At 72.2% G+C, this 15419-nt stretch carries 14 protein-coding genes; 9 read left to right on the top strand and 5 right to left on the bottom strand.

All coding sequences use genetic code 11. The annotated features are described in order from the left end of the window. Positions 1–83: 83 nt before the first annotated feature. Positions 84–671 carry a sugar transferase gene (locus IE219_RS22885; protein ID WP_189980459.1) on the bottom strand — a complete coding sequence of 196 codons (588 nt, stop codon included), beginning with the start codon at positions 669–671 and terminating at the stop codon, positions 84–86. A gap of 244 nt (positions 672–915) precedes the next feature. Here IE219_RS22885 and dnaK point away from each other — a divergent pair, with 244 nt between their 5' ends. The 4 genes from dnaK to IE219_RS22865 all read left to right on the top strand — a co-directional run bounded on the left by dnaK (position 916) and on the right by IE219_RS22865 (position 5108). Further along, the gene (dnaK, locus tag IE219_RS22880) at positions 916–2760 is read left to right on the top strand and encodes a molecular chaperone DnaK (RefSeq protein ID WP_189980458.1); all 1845 of its coding nucleotides are present in this window, start codon (positions 916–918) and stop codon (positions 2758–2760) included. Further along, positions 2757–3383 carry a nucleotide exchange factor GrpE gene (gene grpE, locus IE219_RS22875; RefSeq protein WP_189980450.1) on the top strand — a complete coding sequence of 209 codons (627 nt, stop codon included), beginning with the start codon at positions 2757–2759 and terminating at the stop codon, positions 3381–3383. The genes dnaK and grpE overlap by 4 nt, the downstream gene beginning before the upstream one ends. 92 nt (positions 3384–3475) lie before the next feature. Further along, positions 3476–4651, top strand: a complete 1176-nt coding sequence (gene dnaJ / locus IE219_RS22870) for a molecular chaperone DnaJ (protein WP_189980448.1) — start codon at positions 3476–3478, stop codon at positions 4649–4651. A gap of 4 nt (positions 4652–4655) precedes the next feature. Then, positions 4656–5108: a heat shock protein transcriptional repressor HspR gene (locus tag IE219_RS22865; protein WP_189980446.1), complete on the top strand. Its 453-nt coding sequence runs from the start codon at positions 4656–4658 to the stop codon at positions 5106–5108. Between the two features lie 114 nt (positions 5109–5222). On the opposite strand, the gene IE219_RS22860 is transcribed toward IE219_RS22865, so the two are convergent. Then, positions 5223–6194 (bottom strand): helix-turn-helix transcriptional regulator, encoded by a 972-nt coding sequence (locus tag IE219_RS22860; RefSeq protein WP_189980444.1) that lies wholly within the window; start codon positions 6192–6194, stop codon positions 5223–5225. Positions 6195–6540: 346 nt separating this feature from the next. Between IE219_RS22860 and IE219_RS22855 the strand changes: the two genes are divergently transcribed. Next, the gene (locus tag IE219_RS22855) at positions 6541–6873 is read left to right on the top strand and encodes a Rieske (2Fe-2S) protein (protein ID WP_189980441.1); all 333 of its coding nucleotides are present in this window, start codon (positions 6541–6543) and stop codon (positions 6871–6873) included. Positions 6874–7001: 128 nt separating this feature from the next. On the opposite strand, the gene IE219_RS22850 is transcribed toward IE219_RS22855, so the two are convergent. Beyond that, positions 7002–7406, bottom strand: coding sequence for a pyridoxamine 5'-phosphate oxidase family protein (locus tag IE219_RS22850; RefSeq protein ID WP_189980439.1), 405 nt, complete (start codon positions 7404–7406; stop codon positions 7002–7004). A gap of 122 nt (positions 7407–7528) precedes the next feature. Here IE219_RS22850 and clpB point away from each other — a divergent pair, with 122 nt between their 5' ends. Next, positions 7529–10114, top strand: coding sequence for an ATP-dependent chaperone ClpB (gene clpB / locus IE219_RS22845; protein ID WP_189980437.1), 2586 nt, complete (start codon positions 7529–7531; stop codon positions 10112–10114). A gap of 42 nt (positions 10115–10156) precedes the next feature. On the opposite strand, the gene IE219_RS22840 is transcribed toward clpB, so the two are convergent. After that, the gene (locus IE219_RS22840) at positions 10157–10585 is read right to left on the bottom strand and encodes a hypothetical protein (RefSeq protein ID WP_189980435.1); all 429 of its coding nucleotides are present in this window, start codon (positions 10583–10585) and stop codon (positions 10157–10159) included. Between the two features lie 115 nt (positions 10586–10700). Between IE219_RS22840 and IE219_RS22835 the strand changes: the two genes are divergently transcribed. Continuing rightward, the gene (locus tag IE219_RS22835; RefSeq protein WP_189980433.1) at positions 10701–11234 is read left to right on the top strand and encodes a type III secretion system chaperone family protein; all 534 of its coding nucleotides are present in this window, start codon (positions 10701–10703) and stop codon (positions 11232–11234) included. Positions 11235–11293: 59 nt separating this feature from the next. Here the strand turns inward: IE219_RS22835 and IE219_RS22830 are convergent, their stop codons facing one another. Beyond that, the gene (locus IE219_RS22830) at positions 11294–12472 is read right to left on the bottom strand and encodes a pyridoxal phosphate-dependent aminotransferase (protein WP_189980431.1); all 1179 of its coding nucleotides are present in this window, start codon (positions 12470–12472) and stop codon (positions 11294–11296) included. 633 nt (positions 12473–13105) lie between these two features. Between IE219_RS22830 and IE219_RS22825 the strand changes: the two genes are divergently transcribed. Next, complete coding sequence (locus tag IE219_RS22825) at positions 13106–13624, top strand: DUF2617 family protein (RefSeq protein ID WP_189980429.1); 519 nt, start codon at positions 13106–13108, stop codon at positions 13622–13624. A gap of 75 nt (positions 13625–13699) precedes the next feature. Next, positions 13700–15376, top strand: a complete 1677-nt coding sequence (locus tag IE219_RS22820) for a polyamine aminopropyltransferase (protein WP_189980427.1) — start codon at positions 13700–13702, stop codon at positions 15374–15376. The last annotated feature ends 43 nt before the right edge of the window (positions 15377–15419 follow it).

Here is a 15419-nt window from a genome sequence, read left to right as displayed (position 1 = left end):
TAAGCGGTAACTTATTTAGTCCGTGCTGAGATTACCCGCTCGGGGCGGCGCCCAGTAGCGGCCCTCGCGGTGATCTGTGTCGCTCAGGCAAGCCTTGCCGCGCGGGCGGAGGCGCGACGGAGACGACGTCGGCGGACTGCTGGAAGCGTACGCGCCAGAACGGCCAGGTCCATGCCGAGCCAGTGGTGGTCCACGTAGTGGAGGTCGAGCAGCTCGCGCTCCTCCCACGGCAGCTCCGACCGGCCGCTGATCTGCCACGGCCCCGTCAGCCCCGGACGGACGGTCAGCCGGCGCCGCGCCTCGCCCGTGCACTCCCGGTGCGCGGGGGTCAGCGGACACGGTCCCACCAGCGACATCTCGCCCCGGACGACGTGCAGCAGCAGCGGCAGCGCGGCCAGCGGGCTGCGGGTGCGGAAGGTCAGCATCGTGAACGGCCGGCCGCCCCGCCCCGCCACCGTGCGCCGCCGCAGCACCGGCCGGTCGTCGGCGGCGCGCAGGGCGAGGGCCACCAGACCGAGCAGCGGCGCGAGCGCGACCAGCAGCGCCGTACCGGCGAGCAGGTCGAAACCGCGCTTGGGATCGAGGGCGAAGCCCGAACCGGCGCCGAGGGGGAGGGCGGTCCCGGCGGCGGGGCCGTCCGGGGCGCCGAGGGGGCGGTCGTGTGCCGTCATGTCCCGACCCTCCGGCTGAGATCATGGGATGTTCGTGGGATATGCCTGCTTTGCCCGACAAGGGGCACCAGGACTCTGCCACTTCCCGCGCCCCGACTCAGGGAGCGACGCGCTTTCCGCGTCCCTTTGAGTGATGCGGCCGACGAAGACTTGAGTGGACCAGGCTCAAGTCTGTTGACGTTCTCCGTCCCGTCGTGCATCCTTGAGTCAGTCCCACTCAAGTCAGTCAGCTGGAGGAATCGAAATGGCACGTGCGGTCGGCATCGACCTGGGTACGACCAACTCCGTCGTCAGCGTTCTGGAAGGCGGCGAGCCCACCGTCATCACCAACGCCGAAGGCGCCAGGACCACGCCGTCCGTCGTCGCCTTCGCGAAGAACGGCGAGGTGCTCGTCGGCGAGGTCGCCAAGCGCCAGGCGGTCACCAACGTGGACCGGACCATCCGGTCCGTGAAGCGCCACATGGGCACCGACTGGAAGATCGAGCTGGACGGGAAGAACTTCAACCCGCAGCAGATGTCCGCCTTCATCCTCCAGAAGCTGAAGCGCGACGCCGAGGCGTACCTGGGCGAGAAGGTCACGGACGCGGTCATCACCGTCCCGGCCTACTTCAACGACTCCGAGCGCCAGGCCACCAAGGAGGCCGGCGAGATCGCGGGCCTCAACGTCCTGCGCATCGTCAACGAGCCGACCGCCGCCGCCCTGGCGTACGGCCTCGACAAGGACGACCAGACCATCCTCGTCTTCGACCTCGGTGGCGGCACCTTCGACGTGTCGCTCCTGGACATCGGCGACGGCGTCGTCGAGGTCAAGGCCACCAACGGTGACAACCACCTCGGTGGCGACGACTGGGACCAGCGCGTCGTCGACTACCTGGTGACCCAGTTCCAGAACGGCCACGGCGTCGACCTCTCCAAGGACAAGATGGCGCTCCAGCGCCTGCGCGAGGCCGCCGAGAAGGCGAAGATCGAGCTGTCCTCGTCCACCGAGACGTCGATCAACCTGCCCTACATCACGGCCTCCGCCGAGGGCCCGCTGCACCTGGACGAGAAGCTCACCCGCGCCCAGTTCCAGCAGCTCACCCAGGACCTCCTGGAGCGCTGCAAGGTTCCGTTCCACAACGTCATCAAGGACGCGGGCATCGCCCTCTCCGAGATCGACCACGTCGTCCTCGTCGGCGGCTCGACCCGCATGCCGGCCGTCGCCGAGCTCGTCAAGGAGCTGACCGGCGGCAACGAGGCCAACAAGGGCGTGAACCCGGACGAGGTCGTCGCCATCGGCGCCGCGCTCCAGGCCGGTGTCCTCAAGGGCGAGGTCAAGGACGTCCTGCTCCTCGACGTCACCCCGCTGTCCCTCGGCATCGAGACCAAGGGCGGCATCATGACCAAGCTCATCGAGCGCAACACGACCATCCCGACCAAGCGGTCGGAGATCTTCACGACGGCCGAGGACAACCAGCCGTCCGTGCAGATCCAGGTCTACCAGGGCGAGCGCGAGATCGCGGCGTACAACAAGAAGCTCGGCATGTTCGAGCTGACCGGCCTCCCGCCGGCCCCGCGCGGCGTCCCGCAGATCGAGGTCGCCTTCGACATCGACGCCAACGGCATCATGCACGTGACCGCGAAGGACCTGGGCACGGGCAAGGAGCAGAAGATGACCGTCACCGGCGGCTCCTCGCTGCCGAAGGACGAGGTCGACCGGATGCGCCAGGAGGCCGAGCAGTACGCGGAGGAGGACCACCGCCGCCGCGAGGCCGCCGAGTCCCGCAACCAGGGCGAGCAGCTCGTCTACCAGACCGAGAAGTTCCTCAAGGACAACGAGGACAAGGTCCCGGGTGACGTGAAGACCGAGGTCGAGGCCGCCGTCGCCGAGCTGAAGGAGAAGCTCAAGGGCGAGGACGCCGCCGAGATCCGCACCGCCACCGAGAAGGTCGCGGCCGTCTCCCAGAAGCTCGGCCAGGCGCTGTACGCCGACGCCCAGGCCGCTCAGGCGGCGGGTGGCGACGCGGGCGCCGGCCACACCAACGACGCTGACGACGTCGTCGACGCCGAGATCGTGGACGACGAGCCCAAGAAGGGCGGCCAGGCGTGAGCGAGGAGACCCCGGGCTTCGAGGAGAAGCCCGACGTCCCCTCCGGCGACGCCGCCGAGACCGCCGAGTCCTCCGAGGACACGGCGGCCCCGGCCGGGGACGCGAACGACACGTCGGTGGCCGAGACCGCCCTCACCGCCCAGCTGGACCAGGCCCGCTCCGCGCTCTCCGAGCGCACCGGCGACCTCCAGCGCCTCCAGGCGGAGTACCAGAACTACCGGCGCCGCGTCGAGCGGGACCGGGTCACGGTCAAGGAGATCGCCGTCGCGAACCTCCTCTCCGACCTGCTGCCCGTCCTGGACGACGTCGGCCGGGCCCGGGACCACGGCGAGCTGCTCGGCGGCTTCAAGTCGGTCGCCGAGTCGCTGGAGACCGTGGTCGCCAAGATGGGGCTCCAGCAGTTCGGCAAGGAGGGCGAGCCCTTCGACCCGACGATCCACGAGGCCCTGATGCACTCGTACGCGCCGGACGTCACCGAGACGACCTGCGTGGCGATCCTCCAGCCGGGGTACCGGATCGGTGAGCGCACCATCCGGCCCGCCCGGGTGGCGGTCGCCGAGCCCCAGCCCGGGGCGCAGGGCAAGGCCGAGGAGTCGGACGACTCCGAGCAGGACGAGAAGTAGCGGGACGTGCCGCCCCCGGCCGGTGAGACCACCGGGGGCGGCACGAGCAGCACGGACAACAGCCGTACCCGTACGCGGGAGGAGGGACGTCGATGAGCACGAAGGACTTCGTCGAGAAGGACTACTACAAGGTCCTCGGCGTCCCCAAGGACGCCACCGAGGCGGAGATCAAGAAGGCGTACCGGAAGCTCGCCCGCGAGAACCATCCGGACGCCAACAAGGGCGACACCGTCGCCGAGGAGCGCTTCAAGGAGATCTCCGAGGCGAACGACGTCCTCGGCGACCCCAAGAAGCGCAAGGAGTACGACGAGGCGCGCGCCCTCTTCGGCAACGGCGGTCTCCGTGCCGGGGGTCCGGGCGGCGGCGGCTCGTTCAACTTCGACCTGGGCGACCTCTTCGGGGGCGCGCAGGGAGCGCCCGGTGGCGCCGGCGGTTTCGGCGGCGGCCTCGGGGACGTCTTCGGGGGCCTGTTCAACCGGGGCGGCGCGGGTGCCCGCACCCAGCCCCGCCGGGGCCAGGACATCGAGTCCGAGGTGACGCTCAGCTTCACCGAGGCCATCGAGGGCGCGACCGTGCCGCTGCGGATGTCCAGCCAGCAGCCGTGCACGTCCTGTTCGGGCACCGGCGACAAGAACGGCACCCCCCGGGTCTGCCCGACCTGCGTCGGCACCGGGCAGGTCTCGCGCGGCAGCGGCGGCGGCTTCTCGCTGACCGACCCGTGCGTGGACTGCAAGGGCCGCGGCCTGATCGCCGAGAACCCCTGCGAGGTCTGCAAGGGCTCTGGCCGGGCCAAGTCCTCGCGGACCATGCAGGTCCGCATCCCGGCGGGCGTCTTCGACGGCCAGAAGATCCGGCTGCGCGGCAAGGGCGCCCCGGGCGAGCGCGGCGGGCCCAACGGCGACCTGTTCGTCGTGGTGCACGTCGACTCCCACCCGGTCTTCGGCCGGAAGGACGACAACCTCACCGTCACGGTGCCCGTCTCCTACGCGGAGGCGGCGCTCGGCGGCGAGGTGAAGGTGCCGACCCTCGGCGGCCCCGCGGTCACCCTCAAGCTGCCCGCCGGCACGCCGAACGGCCGGACCATGCGGGCCCGCGGCAAGGGCGCGGTCCGCAAGGACGGCACCCGGGGCGACCTGCTCGTGACGGTCGAGGTCGCGGTCCCGCGCGAGCTGGACGACAAGGCCCGCGAGGCCCTGGAGCGGTACGCGGAGGCGACCGCCGACACGGACCCCAGGGCGGAGCTGTTCCAGGCTGCGAAGGGAGCGTGACGCGATGGACGGACGCAGACGCAATCCGTACGAGCTGACCGACGAGACCCCGGTGTACGTGATCTCGGTGGCGGCCCAGCTCTCCGGACTGCACCCGCAGACCCTGCGGCAGTACGACCGGCTCGGCCTCGTCTCCCCGGACCGCACGGCGGGCCGGGGGCGGCGCTACTCGGCCCGGGACATCGAACTGCTCCGCCAGGTGCAGCAGTTGTCCCAGGACGAGGGCATCAACCTGGCCGGGATCAAGCGGATCATCGAACTGGAGAACCAGGTCGCGGCGCTCCAGCAGCGCGTCGCCGAACTCTCGACGGCCGTCGAGGGCGCGGCGGCGGCGATGCGGCAGCGCGAGGCCCAGGTGCACGCCTCGTACCGGCGCGACCTCGTGCCCTACCAGGACGTGCAGCAGGCGAGCGCGCTGGTGGTCTGGCGCCCGGCGCCCAAGCGCGGCGAGCGCTGAGCGCGGCCCCGGAGACCGGAGCCGTACCCGAAACGCCTTGAGCGGTACCGGAAATACCCGAGGGGCCCCTCTCCGCACCGGCGGAGAGGGGCCCCTCGGCGTGGGCGCCCGGGGTCAGCCCTCCCGCTCCTCCCGTTCGAGGATGCCGGAGCGGGCGATGAGGAAGCCGAGCTGGGCGCGGCTGCCGCTGCCGAGGGTGGCGGCGAGCTTGGCGATGTGGGCCCGGCAGGTGCGGACGTTCATCCCCAGCCGGCGGGCGATGGCCTCGTCGACGTGCCCCTCGACGAGGAGTTTGGCGATGGACAGCTGGATGCCGGTGACGCCCTCCACGGAGGGCTGGTAGGGGACTTCGTCCTCCCAGGGGACCCCGTAGATCCAGAACTGGTCGAAGACGCCCACGAGATACCGCACGAGCCCCTCGTGGCGCAGTTCCAGGGCGACCCGGCGGTCGGTGCGGGCGGGCACGAAGGCGACCTTGCGGTCGATGACGATGAGCCGGTCGACGATCTCCTCCAGGGTGCGGACCTCCAGACCGTGCGGGCCGATCCGCTCCACGTACCCCATGGTGGCGGAGTGGTGCCGGGCGGTGTGCTGGTAGAGGGTGCGCATCCGGATGCCGCGGTCGATGAGCGGTCCGACGCGGCGCAGTCCGGCCTGGACGACCTCGGGCTTGCGGCCGCTGCCGGGCTGGATGGTGAGAAGTTCCTCGGTGCACTCGCTGACGGCGCGGTCGAGCGTGTCGTTGATGAGGTCGAGCCCCTCCAGGACCGTCACGGCCTGCGCGGCGGACGGGTCGGGGGTGCTGATCGACATGAACGGCTCGAACGCGTCGGCCAGGTTGACGGCCCGCTGCCGCTGGAGCTGGATCTCCTGCTCGATGGGGTGGACCAGCTTGTTCAGGGCGATCGACGGGGGCACCGGCCGCAGCCAGCGCGCGTCGTCCGGATCGGGGTGGACGAGGGCGAGTTCGATGAGGCACGGATCGCCGGCGAGGTCGTCCCGGGCTATGCGGCCGGCTCTGAGCGCCTTCGCGTACAGGGCTTTTGCGGCGTCGCACAGCTCTCCCGGGAGATGGTCGGTGTCCATTCCCTCCCGTGTTGACACCATATGGTCCCCCCTCAGGGTCTTGAATTACAGGAACATGATGCCTGGCGGTGGTGGCAGAAGAGGTGGGCGTGAGTCATCGTTTTAGTCGCGGGGGAGGTAGTGATTAAAAGAGGTGGAGATCGGCCATGACCAGGATGGTTCGTGCATTTGGCGCCATAGCTTTCGCTGCCGCGGCTGCTGCGGGCGTGCTCGCCCTCAACGGTGAGCCCACGTGGGACGTCCCGCCCGCGGAGGTCCACGCGGCTCCGGTTGAGCCCACGTGGGACTTCACGCCGGCCGGCGTGCGGGAGCCCACGTGGGACTCGGCACCGCTGGACTTCGGCGCATGACCGTCCCTCCGGACGACCGGACCTTCCGCAGGGAGATGGCTTCGGCCTACCGGTCCGGGTGGCACTTCGTCGATCTCGTCACGGCCATCCCCCACCGTGGCGACTCGCTGAGGGTCACCCTGTTCGGAGAGCCGGTGGTGGTGGCGCGGGAGCAGGACGAGGACGTCCGGGCCTACCGGTGCCTGCGGCGCCCCCGCGGCGCCCCGCAGCCCATCCGCTGCGCCGTCCGGTACGGCATGATCTTCGTCAACCTGGACCAGCGGGACCACCAGTTGGTGGAGCCCCGCTTCGACCCCGAGACCATCACCGCCACCCCCCGCAGTGCCTGAGCGATTCCCCCGTCGTTCAAGATCGCTCCGGCACTTCCCCCACACAACGGCGCCATCGCGGACCTGAAACGCGATGGCGCCGTTGTGCTTTTCCGTTCCGGGCGCCGCCCGGCGGGGCCGTACCGGGGTCAGGCCCGCCCCATCGCCCGGGTCAGGGCGATCTCGATGACGACCCGGTCCGGGTTGGGCGAGGGCGTGCGGCCGTACCGCTCCGCGTAGCGCGCCACCGCGTCCGCGACGGCCTCCGGCTCCGTGCGGATCCGCGCGACGCCCTCCAGGGTGGCCCAGCGCGCCCGGTCGATCTGGCAGACCGCGACCCGCGCGCCCGCCTCGCCCGCCGCCCGCACGTTCGCCACCTTCCTGCTGTGCCGGTTGGTGATCACCCGCGCCACCCCGTTCTCGGGGTCGTACGTGACGCCGACGGCGACCACGTGCGGGGTGCCGTCCGGGCGCGGGGTGGTCAGGGTGCTCACATGCCGCTCGCGCCAGAAGCTGAGGTAGGAGTCGCCGGGATTCCGGGGATCGGTCGCCATGCCCGGAAACTACCGCTTCCGGAGCCCCCTCTCATAAATTGAGCGGGTTGGACTCAACTTTATGTATGCTATAGGGGTCAGAAGAAGAGCAAGGAACCGTACTCCGGGAGGAGACCCCGCACGTGGACGCCGAACTGACCAACAGGAGCCGGGACGCGATCAACGCGGCGAGCAGCCGCGCCGTGTCCCAGGGGCACGCCGATCTGACCCCCGCGCACCTTCTGCTCGCCCTGCTCGCGGGTCAGGACAACGCGAACATCACCGACCTCCTCGCCGCCGTCGAGGCCGACCAGGCCGCCGTCCGCGCCGGGGCAGAGCGGCTGCTCGCCGCGCTGCCCAGCGTCACCGGCTCCACCGTCGCCCCGCCGCAGCCCAACCGCGAGCTGCTCGCCGTCATCGCCGACGCCGCCGACCGGGCCGGGAAGCTCGGCGACGAGTTCCTGTCCACCGAGCACCTGCTCATCGGCCTCGCCGCCCGGGGCGGGCAGGCCGGCCGGCTGCTCGACGGCCAGGGCGCCACCGCGGCCCGGCTCCAGGACGCCTTCGAGAAGGCCCGGGGAGGCCGCCGCGTGACCACCGCCGACCCGGAGGGCTCGTACAAGGCCCTGGAGAAGTTCGGCACCGACTTCACCGCCGCCGCCCGCGAGGGCAAGCTCGACCCGGTGATCGGCCGCGACCACGAGATCCGCCGCGTCGTCCAGGTCCTCTCCCGCCGCACCAAGAACAACCCGGTCCTCATCGGCGAGCCCGGCGTCGGCAAGACCGCCGTCGTCGAGGGCCTCGCCCAGCGGATCGTGAAGGGCGACGTCCCCGAGTCGCTGCGGAACAAGCGCCTGGTCTCCCTCGACCTCGGCGCGATGGTCGCCGGCGCCAAGTACCGCGGCGAGTTCGAGGAGCGGCTGAAGACCGTCCTCTCCGAGATCAAGGAGAGCGACGGCCAGATCATCACCTTCATCGACGAGCTGCACACCGTCGTCGGCGCGGGCGCCGGCGGCGACTCCGCCATGGACGCGGGCAACATGCTCAAGCCGATGCTGGCCCGCGGCGAGCTGCGCATGGTCGGCGCCACCACCCTCGACGAGTACCGCGAGCGGATCGAGAAGGACCCCGCCCTGGAGCGCCGCTTCCAGCAGGTCCTGGTCGCCGAGCCGTCCGTCGAGGACACCGTCGCCATCCTGCGCGGCCTCAAGGGCCGGTACGAGGCCCACCACAAGGTGCAGATCAACGACTCCGCGCTGGTGGCCGCCGCGACCCTGTCCGACCGGTACATCACCTCCCGCTTCCTCCCCGACAAGGCCATCGACCTGGTCGACGAGGCCGCCTCCCGGCTCCGCATGGAGATCGACTCCTCCCCGGTCGAGATCGACGAGCTCCAGCGCTCCGTCGACCGGCTCCGGATGGAGGAGCTGGCCCTCGCCAAGGAGACCGACCCGGCCAGCGTCCAGCGCCTGGAGAAGCTGCGCCGCGACCTCGCCGACCGCGAGGAGGAGCTGCGCGGCCTCACCGCCCGCTGGGAGAAGGAGAAGCGGTCCCTCAACCGGGTCGGCGAGCTGAAGGAGCGGCTCGACGAGACCCGGGGCCGGGCCGAGCGCGCCCAGCGCGACGGCGACTTCGACAGCGCCTCCAAGCTGCTCTACGGCGAGATCCCGACCCTGGAGCGCGAGCTCGCCGAGGCCACCGAGGCCGAGCGCGAGGCCCAGCGGGACACCATGGTCAAGGAGGAGGTGGGCCCGGACGACATCGCGGACGTCGTCGGCGCCTGGACCGGCATCCCCGCCGGCCGCCTCCTGGAGGGCGAGACGCAGAAGCTGCTGCGCATGGAGGAGGAGCTGGGCCGCCGGCTCATCGGCCAGACCGAGGCCGTCCGGGCCGTCTCCGACGCGGTGCGCCGCACCCGCGCCGGGATCGCCGACCCCGACCGGCCCACCGGCTCCTTCCTCTTCCTCGGCCCCACCGGCGTCGGCAAGACCGAGCTGGCGAAGGCGCTCGCGGACTTCCTCTTCGACGACGAGCGGGCCATGGTCCGCATCGACATGTCCGAGTACTCCGAGAAGCACGCGGTGGCCCGGCTGGTCGGCGCGCCCCCCGGCTACGTCGGCTACGAGGAGGGCGGCCAGCTCACCGAGGCCGTCCGCCGCCGCCCGTACAGCGTCGTCCTGCTCGACGAGGTCGAGAAGGCCCACCCCGAGGTCTTCGACATCCTGCTCCAGGTCCTCGACGACGGCCGGCTCACCGACGGCCAGGGCCGCACGGTCGACTTCCGCAACACCATCCTCATCCTCACCTCCAACCTGGGCAGCCAGTTCCTGGTCGACCCGGCGACCGGGGAGGCGGAGAAGCGGCAGCGGGTCCTGGAGGTCGTGCGGGCCAGCTTCAAGCCCGAGTTCCTCAACCGCCTCGACGACCTGGTGGTCTTCTCGGCGCTCGACGAGGCCGAGCTGGGCCGCATCGCGCGCCTCCAGATCGACCGCCTCGCCAAGCGGCTCGCCGACCGCAGGCTCGCCCTGGAGGTCACCCCCGAGGCCCTGGCCTGGCTGGCCGAGGAGGGCAACGACCCGGCGTACGGCGCCCGGCCGCTGCGCCGCCTCATCCAGACGGCCATCGGCGACCGGCTGGCCCGGGAGATCCTCGCGGGCGAGGTCCGCGACGGCGACACGGTCCGGGTGGACCGCTCCGAGGACGGCCTGATCGTGGGCCCGGCCCGCTAGCGGCGCCCTCTCCGGGCCGGGTCCGCCGGCGGACCCGGAGGACTACACGTCGAAGGCCCGGAGGCGTACGAGGGCGGTGCCGCCGTCCTCGTACACCACCTCGACGGCCACGTACAGCTGCTCGTCGAAGGAGGCGGACCGGCACAGGTCCGCCGCGCAGGAGTACGGCGGCGCGCCCGCCGGATAGGCGGCCGCCGGCCAGGCGGCCGCCTCCGCGCGCGGCAGCCGGAACTCCACCTCGACCAGCGTGTCCTGCCAGTGCTGCCCCGTGCAGCGGGCCCCCTCGGCGCCCGCCGGGAGCCGGGCGCGGGCGAACTCCATCGCCTTCCCGCAGTCCACGGCCTGTTCCCGGCCGCTCTCGGAGAGCGCGTACGCCCCCCAGACGATCATCCCGGCCGGGACGGCGCAGAGCACTCCCGCGGCCGCCGCGGCCCACGGCCACCACCGGCGCCGGGCCCGTTTCTCCCCCATGGGCGCAGATCATGTCAGCCCGCAGCGGATACCGGGGTGACTCACCCGCCGGGGCTTGCCACGGACCGGCCGGGATGGGGGAGGATGGCAACATCCGTACGAAGGGAAATACACGGTGAGCATCGACCCGTCCTCGATTCCGAATTTCGGGGGACAGCCCCAGCCCCAGGCAGGACCGGCGGGCCCCGTCGTCCCCGACCAGGACCTGGTGAAGCAGCTTCTGGAGCAGATGGAGCTGAAGTACGTCGTCGACGACGAGGGTGACCTCGCGGCGCCGTGGGAGGAGTTCCGCACCTACTTCATGTTCCGCGGCGAGAACGAGCAGCAGGTCTTCTCCGTGCGCACGTTCTACGACCGTCCGCACTCCGCCGACGACCGCGCCAAGATCCTCGACGCGATCGACGACTGGAACCGCCGCACCCTGTGGCCCAAGGTCTACACGCACCTGCACGAGGAGGAGGACGGCTCCGCCACCCTCCGCCTCATCGGCGAGGCCCAGATGCTGATCGGCACCGGCGTCGCCCTGGAGCACTTCGTCTCCTCGACGGTCAGCTGGGTCCGCGCCTCGATCGAGTTCGACAAGTGGATCGTCGAGCAGTTCGGCCTGGAGACCCCGGAGGAGAAGGCCGCGGACGACGACGAGTCCTGAGCCCTCCCGCACCGCGCCGGAAGCCGGACCCCTCCCGGGGGGTCCGGCTTCCGGCGTTCTCAGGCGAGCCGCTCCAGCCGCGCGACGGCCTCCTCCAGCACGTCCGTCCGCTTGCAGAAGGCGAAGCGGACGAAGGGGGCGCCCTCGGCACGGTGGTCGTAGAAGACGGCGTTGGGGATGGCGACGACCCCGGCGCGCTCGGGCAGCGAGCGGCAGAAGTCGAGGCCGTCGGTGGCGCCGAGCGGGCGGATGTCGGTGGTCACGAAGTAGGTGCCGGCCGGGCGGTGGACACCGAAGCCGGCCCGTTCGAGGCCGTCGCTCAGCAGGTCGCGCTTGGCCCGCAGCTCGGCGCGCAGGCCGTCGAAGTACGCGTCGGGGAGGCGCAGGGCCTCGGCGACGGCGTACTGGAAGGGGCCGGAGGAGACATAGGTGAGGAACTGCTTGGCCGAGCGGACGGCGGTGGTCAGGGCGGGGCTCGCGGTGGTCCAGCCGACCTTCCAGCCGGTGAACGAGAACGTCTTGCCGGCGGAGGAGATGGTGACCGTGCGGTCGCGCATGCCGGGGAGGGAGGCGAGCGGGATGTGGGGGAGGTCGTCGAGGACCAGGTGCTCGTAGACCTCGTCGGTGATCACGAGGAGGTCCCGCTCCACGGCCAGCTCGGCGACGGCGGCCAGCTCGGCGCGGGTGAGGACGGTGCCGGTGGGGTTGTGCGGGGTGTTGAGCAGCAGCAGCCGGGTGCGGGGGGTGACGGCGGCGCGCAGTTCGTCGAGGTCGAGGACGTAGCGGCCGTCGTGCGGGCGGAGGGTGACCGGGACGCGGGTGCCGCCGGCCATCGCCACGCAGGCGGCGTACGAGTCGTAGTACGGCTCCAGGGCGATCACCTCGTCGCCGGGCTCGACCAGGGCGAGCAGGGCCGCCGCGATGGCCTCGGTGGCGCCCGCCGTGACCAGGACCTCGGTGTCGGGGTCGTACTCCAGGCCGTAGCGGGTGCGCTGGTGGTCGGCGATCGCGGTCCGCAGCTCCGGGACGCCGGGGCCCGGCGGGTACTGGTTGCCCCGGCCCTCGCGCAGGGCGCGGACCGCCGCCTCGCGCACCTCCTCGGGGCCGTCGGTGTCGGGGAAGCCCTGGCCCAGGTTGATCGAACCGGTCCTGGCGGCGAGCGCGGACATCTCGGCGAAGATCGTCGTCCCGAAGGCGGCCAGCCGGCGGTTGAGCAGCGGTCGTGTCATGGCGGCCATCCTCGGCGGAAGCTCTGGACTTGCTCAAGTACGCTTTGGCGGCCCGGCGGGGCGGGAATCCCCCGGGCAGAGGCGGCAGGGTGCCGTCGCGAACGGGGGTCGAGACGATGGAAGCCCTGGTCATAGGGGTCGGGATCGTGATCCTGATCGTGGTGGTGTCGAGCAGCCGGAAGGCGCGGGGCGGCCGGAAGCGGCGGCGCCGGGGCGGCTGGTCCGGCGGGGACGGCGGGAGCGGGTGCAGCACGGCGAGCTGCGGCGGGTCCAGCTCCTGCGGGTCGAGCTGCGGCGGCGGCTGTGGCGGCGGGGGCGACTGAGCCGGGCCGCCACCGGGTGGTTGCCAGGGGCAACAGGCCCTGGGCGGGGCGGGATTGACGCACCGCGCGGAGCCCTCCGTTCGATCGCCGGTCGATTACGTGTGAACAAGTGAGCTGTGCTGTCCCCGAAGGGGATGGAAACCACGGCAAGTTGGGTAAAAACGCTGCGAGTCGTCCGGTGTCCGTGGTTCTCTCGCTCCTGACAGAGACAGCCCTCGGACCGTGTGTGGACCCGAGCCGGCGATCCCCCCACTCCCGTTGAAGCCTTCTCCGGGGCGCCCCCGGCCCACCCGTCAAACCGTGTTTGCGGAGCCGACCCATGCTCACCACCCTGAAGACCACCTACACCGATACGCGCGCCGCCGACCTGGCCTGGGCGCTGGGCCGCGAGCCGCTGCCCGCCCTCGCCGTGCTCGACCTCGAACTGACCGGCGCCAAGCTTCAGTTGCGCCTCCTCGGTGCCTCCCACCAGGTCCTCCTGGAAGAGGAGGGCCGCACCTGCTCCGAGACCGTCGCCTGCATGCCGGGCAGCAGCACCCCGCTGCCGCTCGGCGTCTCCAAGCGCATCGGCGAATGGGAGTACGAATTCGCGGCCCGCGTCGAGACGCTCACCCGGGGTTCCTTCGCCGGCCGCGCGCAGGAGCTCCTCGCCCTCGTCGCCGACCACCCGCACGGCCTCGCGGGGATCTTCCCCGGCTCGCCGCACGCCTTCACGGCCATGCTGGCGCAGCGTCACGAGGGCCAGGTGCGCTGGCGGACCTGGCACGCCTACCCGGAGGAAGGCCAGCTCGTGGTCACCCGGACCAGGATCGGGGCACGTATGCCCGCCATGCTCTGATGCGCCTCCCCGGGGCGCCAGGTGCACTCGTGTGGGTGACAAGGGGCGAGTGGGTCGTGACGTAGCGTTACGAGCATGATCGAGCCCACCGCGACCCTGCCACCCACGAGGGTGCGACGACGGCCGCCGCCCCGGCCGCGCGACACGGTGCGGTGGCCGGTCCTCGCCGTCGTCTTCGTCTGCGCCGCCTGCGGACTCGTCTACGAGCTCGAACTCGTCGCCCTCGCCTCCTACTTGATCGGCGACTCGGTCACCCAGGCGTCCGTCGTGCTCTCCGTGATGGTCTTCGCGATGGGCCTGGGCTCGCTCCTCGCCAAGCGGCTGCGCTGCCGCGCCGCCGTCGGCTTCGGCCTGCTGGAGGGCCTCCTCGCGCTCATCGGCGGCACCTCCGCCCTCGTGCTGTACGCCTGCTTCGCCTGGCTGGGCGAATCGCGCTGGGTCCTCGTCGCCTTCTCCCTCGCCATCGGCATCCTCATCGGCGCCGAGATCCCGCTCCTCATGTCCCTCATACAGCGGGCGCCGCGCCGGAGCGCGGCCACCGGGCGGCCGGGCCGCCCCGGCCGCCCCGGCGACCCCGACGACGCGGCCGGCACGGTCGCCGACCTGTTCGCCGCCGACTACGTGGGCGCGCTCGTCGGCGGCCTCGCCTTCCCCTTCCTGCTGCTGCCCTGGCTGGGCCAGCTCACCGGCGCCCTCGTCACCGGCGCGGTCAACGCGGTCGCGGGCGCCGTCCTCGTCCTCTGGTCCTTCCGCCGCGACCTGACCGGCCGCACCCGCGCCCTCGTCGTCGGCGTCAACCTCGCCGTCCTCGGCGTCCTCGCCACCGCGACCGTCCTCGTCGACGACTTCGAGCAGGCCGCCCGCCGGGCCGTGTACGGGGAGGGGGTCCGGGTCGCCGTCCACACCGACCTCCAGGAGGTCGTCGTCACCGGCGGCCAGGACGACCCGCCCGACCTCTACCTCGACGGCCGGCTCCGGGTCTCCGGCGCGGACGAGTACCGCTACCACGAGGCCCTCGTCCACCCCGCGATGAACGGCCCCCGGGGCCGCGTCCTCATCGTCGGCGGCGGCGACGGCCTCGCCGCCCGCGAAGTCCTCCGCTACCCCGGCGTCCACTCCGTCACCGTCGTCGAACTCGACCCCGGCGTGGTCGAACTGGCCCGCACCGACCCGGCGCTCGCCGCGCTCAACGGGCAGGCGTTCCGCGACCCGCGCGTCCGGGTCGTCACCGCCGACGCCTTCAACTGGCTGCGGGAGACCGCCGGACCCGCCCGGGAGCGGTACGACGTCGTGGTCTCCGACCTCCCCGACCCCGGCATCACCCCCAGCACCAAGCTGTACGCCCAGGAGTTCTACGGCCTCGTCGCCCGGGTCCTCGCCGACCGGGGCCGGCTCGTCGTCCACGCCGGACCCGCCACCGACCGGCCCCGCACCTACTGGACCACCGACGCCACCCTGCGCGCCGCCGGCTACGCCACCCGCCCCTACAGCGCCGAGGGGCGCGCCCCCGGCTTCGCCGCCGGACCCGGCCGCGCCGACCGCGCCAGCGGCACCCGCAGCGAACCCGACGACTGGGGCTTCCTGCTCGCCGTGCGCGGGTCCCGCCCGCCCGTCCTGCGGCTCGCCCCCGACGCGCCCCGGCTTCGCTCCCTCGCCCCCGGCGACCTGCCCGCCGCCGCGCGCCGGGCCGAGCGCACCCGGATCGGCGGACTGCCGCCCTCGACGCTGGTCCACCCCCGCTACGGCCGGTGAGCCGGGGACCCGGCGGGCGGAACGGGCGACGGCGGGCGCCCCG

Source organism: Streptomyces termitum (assembly GCF_014650175.1).
GTDB classification, from domain to species: Bacteria; Actinomycetota; Actinomycetes; order Streptomycetales; family Streptomycetaceae; genus Streptomyces; species Streptomyces termitum.
This window is presented reverse-complemented; position numbering and strand designations above follow the sequence as displayed.

Excerpts from the sequence above, each read along its gene's own strand:
- IE219_RS22885 (WP_189980459.1), bottom strand. The coding sequence starts at position 671 with ATGACGGCACACGACCGCCCCCTCGGCGCCCCGGACGGCCCCGCCGCC.
- dnaK (WP_189980458.1), top strand. The coding sequence starts at position 916 with ATGGCACGTGCGGTCGGCATCGACCTGGGTACGACCAACTCCGTCGTC.
- dnaJ (WP_189980448.1), top strand. The coding sequence starts at position 3,476 with ATGAGCACGAAGGACTTCGTCGAGAAGGACTACTACAAGGTCCTCGGC.
- IE219_RS22865 (WP_189980446.1), top strand. The coding sequence starts at position 4,656 with ATGGACGGACGCAGACGCAATCCGTACGAGCTGACCGACGAGACCCCG.
- IE219_RS22860 (WP_189980444.1), bottom strand. The coding sequence starts at position 6,194 with ATGGACACCGACCATCTCCCGGGAGAGCTGTGCGACGCCGCAAAAGCC.
- IE219_RS22855 (WP_189980441.1), top strand. The coding sequence starts at position 6,541 with ATGACCGTCCCTCCGGACGACCGGACCTTCCGCAGGGAGATGGCTTCG.
- IE219_RS22850 (WP_189980439.1), bottom strand. The coding sequence starts at position 7,406 with ATGGCGACCGATCCCCGGAATCCCGGCGACTCCTACCTCAGCTTCTGG.
- IE219_RS22840 (WP_189980435.1), bottom strand. The coding sequence starts at position 10,585 with ATGGGGGAGAAACGGGCCCGGCGCCGGTGGTGGCCGTGGGCCGCGGCG.
- IE219_RS22830 (WP_189980431.1), bottom strand. The coding sequence starts at position 12,472 with ATGGCCGCCATGACACGACCGCTGCTCAACCGCCGGCTGGCCGCCTTC.
- IE219_RS22825 (WP_189980429.1), top strand. The coding sequence starts at position 13,106 with ATGCTCACCACCCTGAAGACCACCTACACCGATACGCGCGCCGCCGAC.
- IE219_RS22820 (WP_189980427.1), top strand. The coding sequence starts at position 13,700 with ATGATCGAGCCCACCGCGACCCTGCCACCCACGAGGGTGCGACGACGG.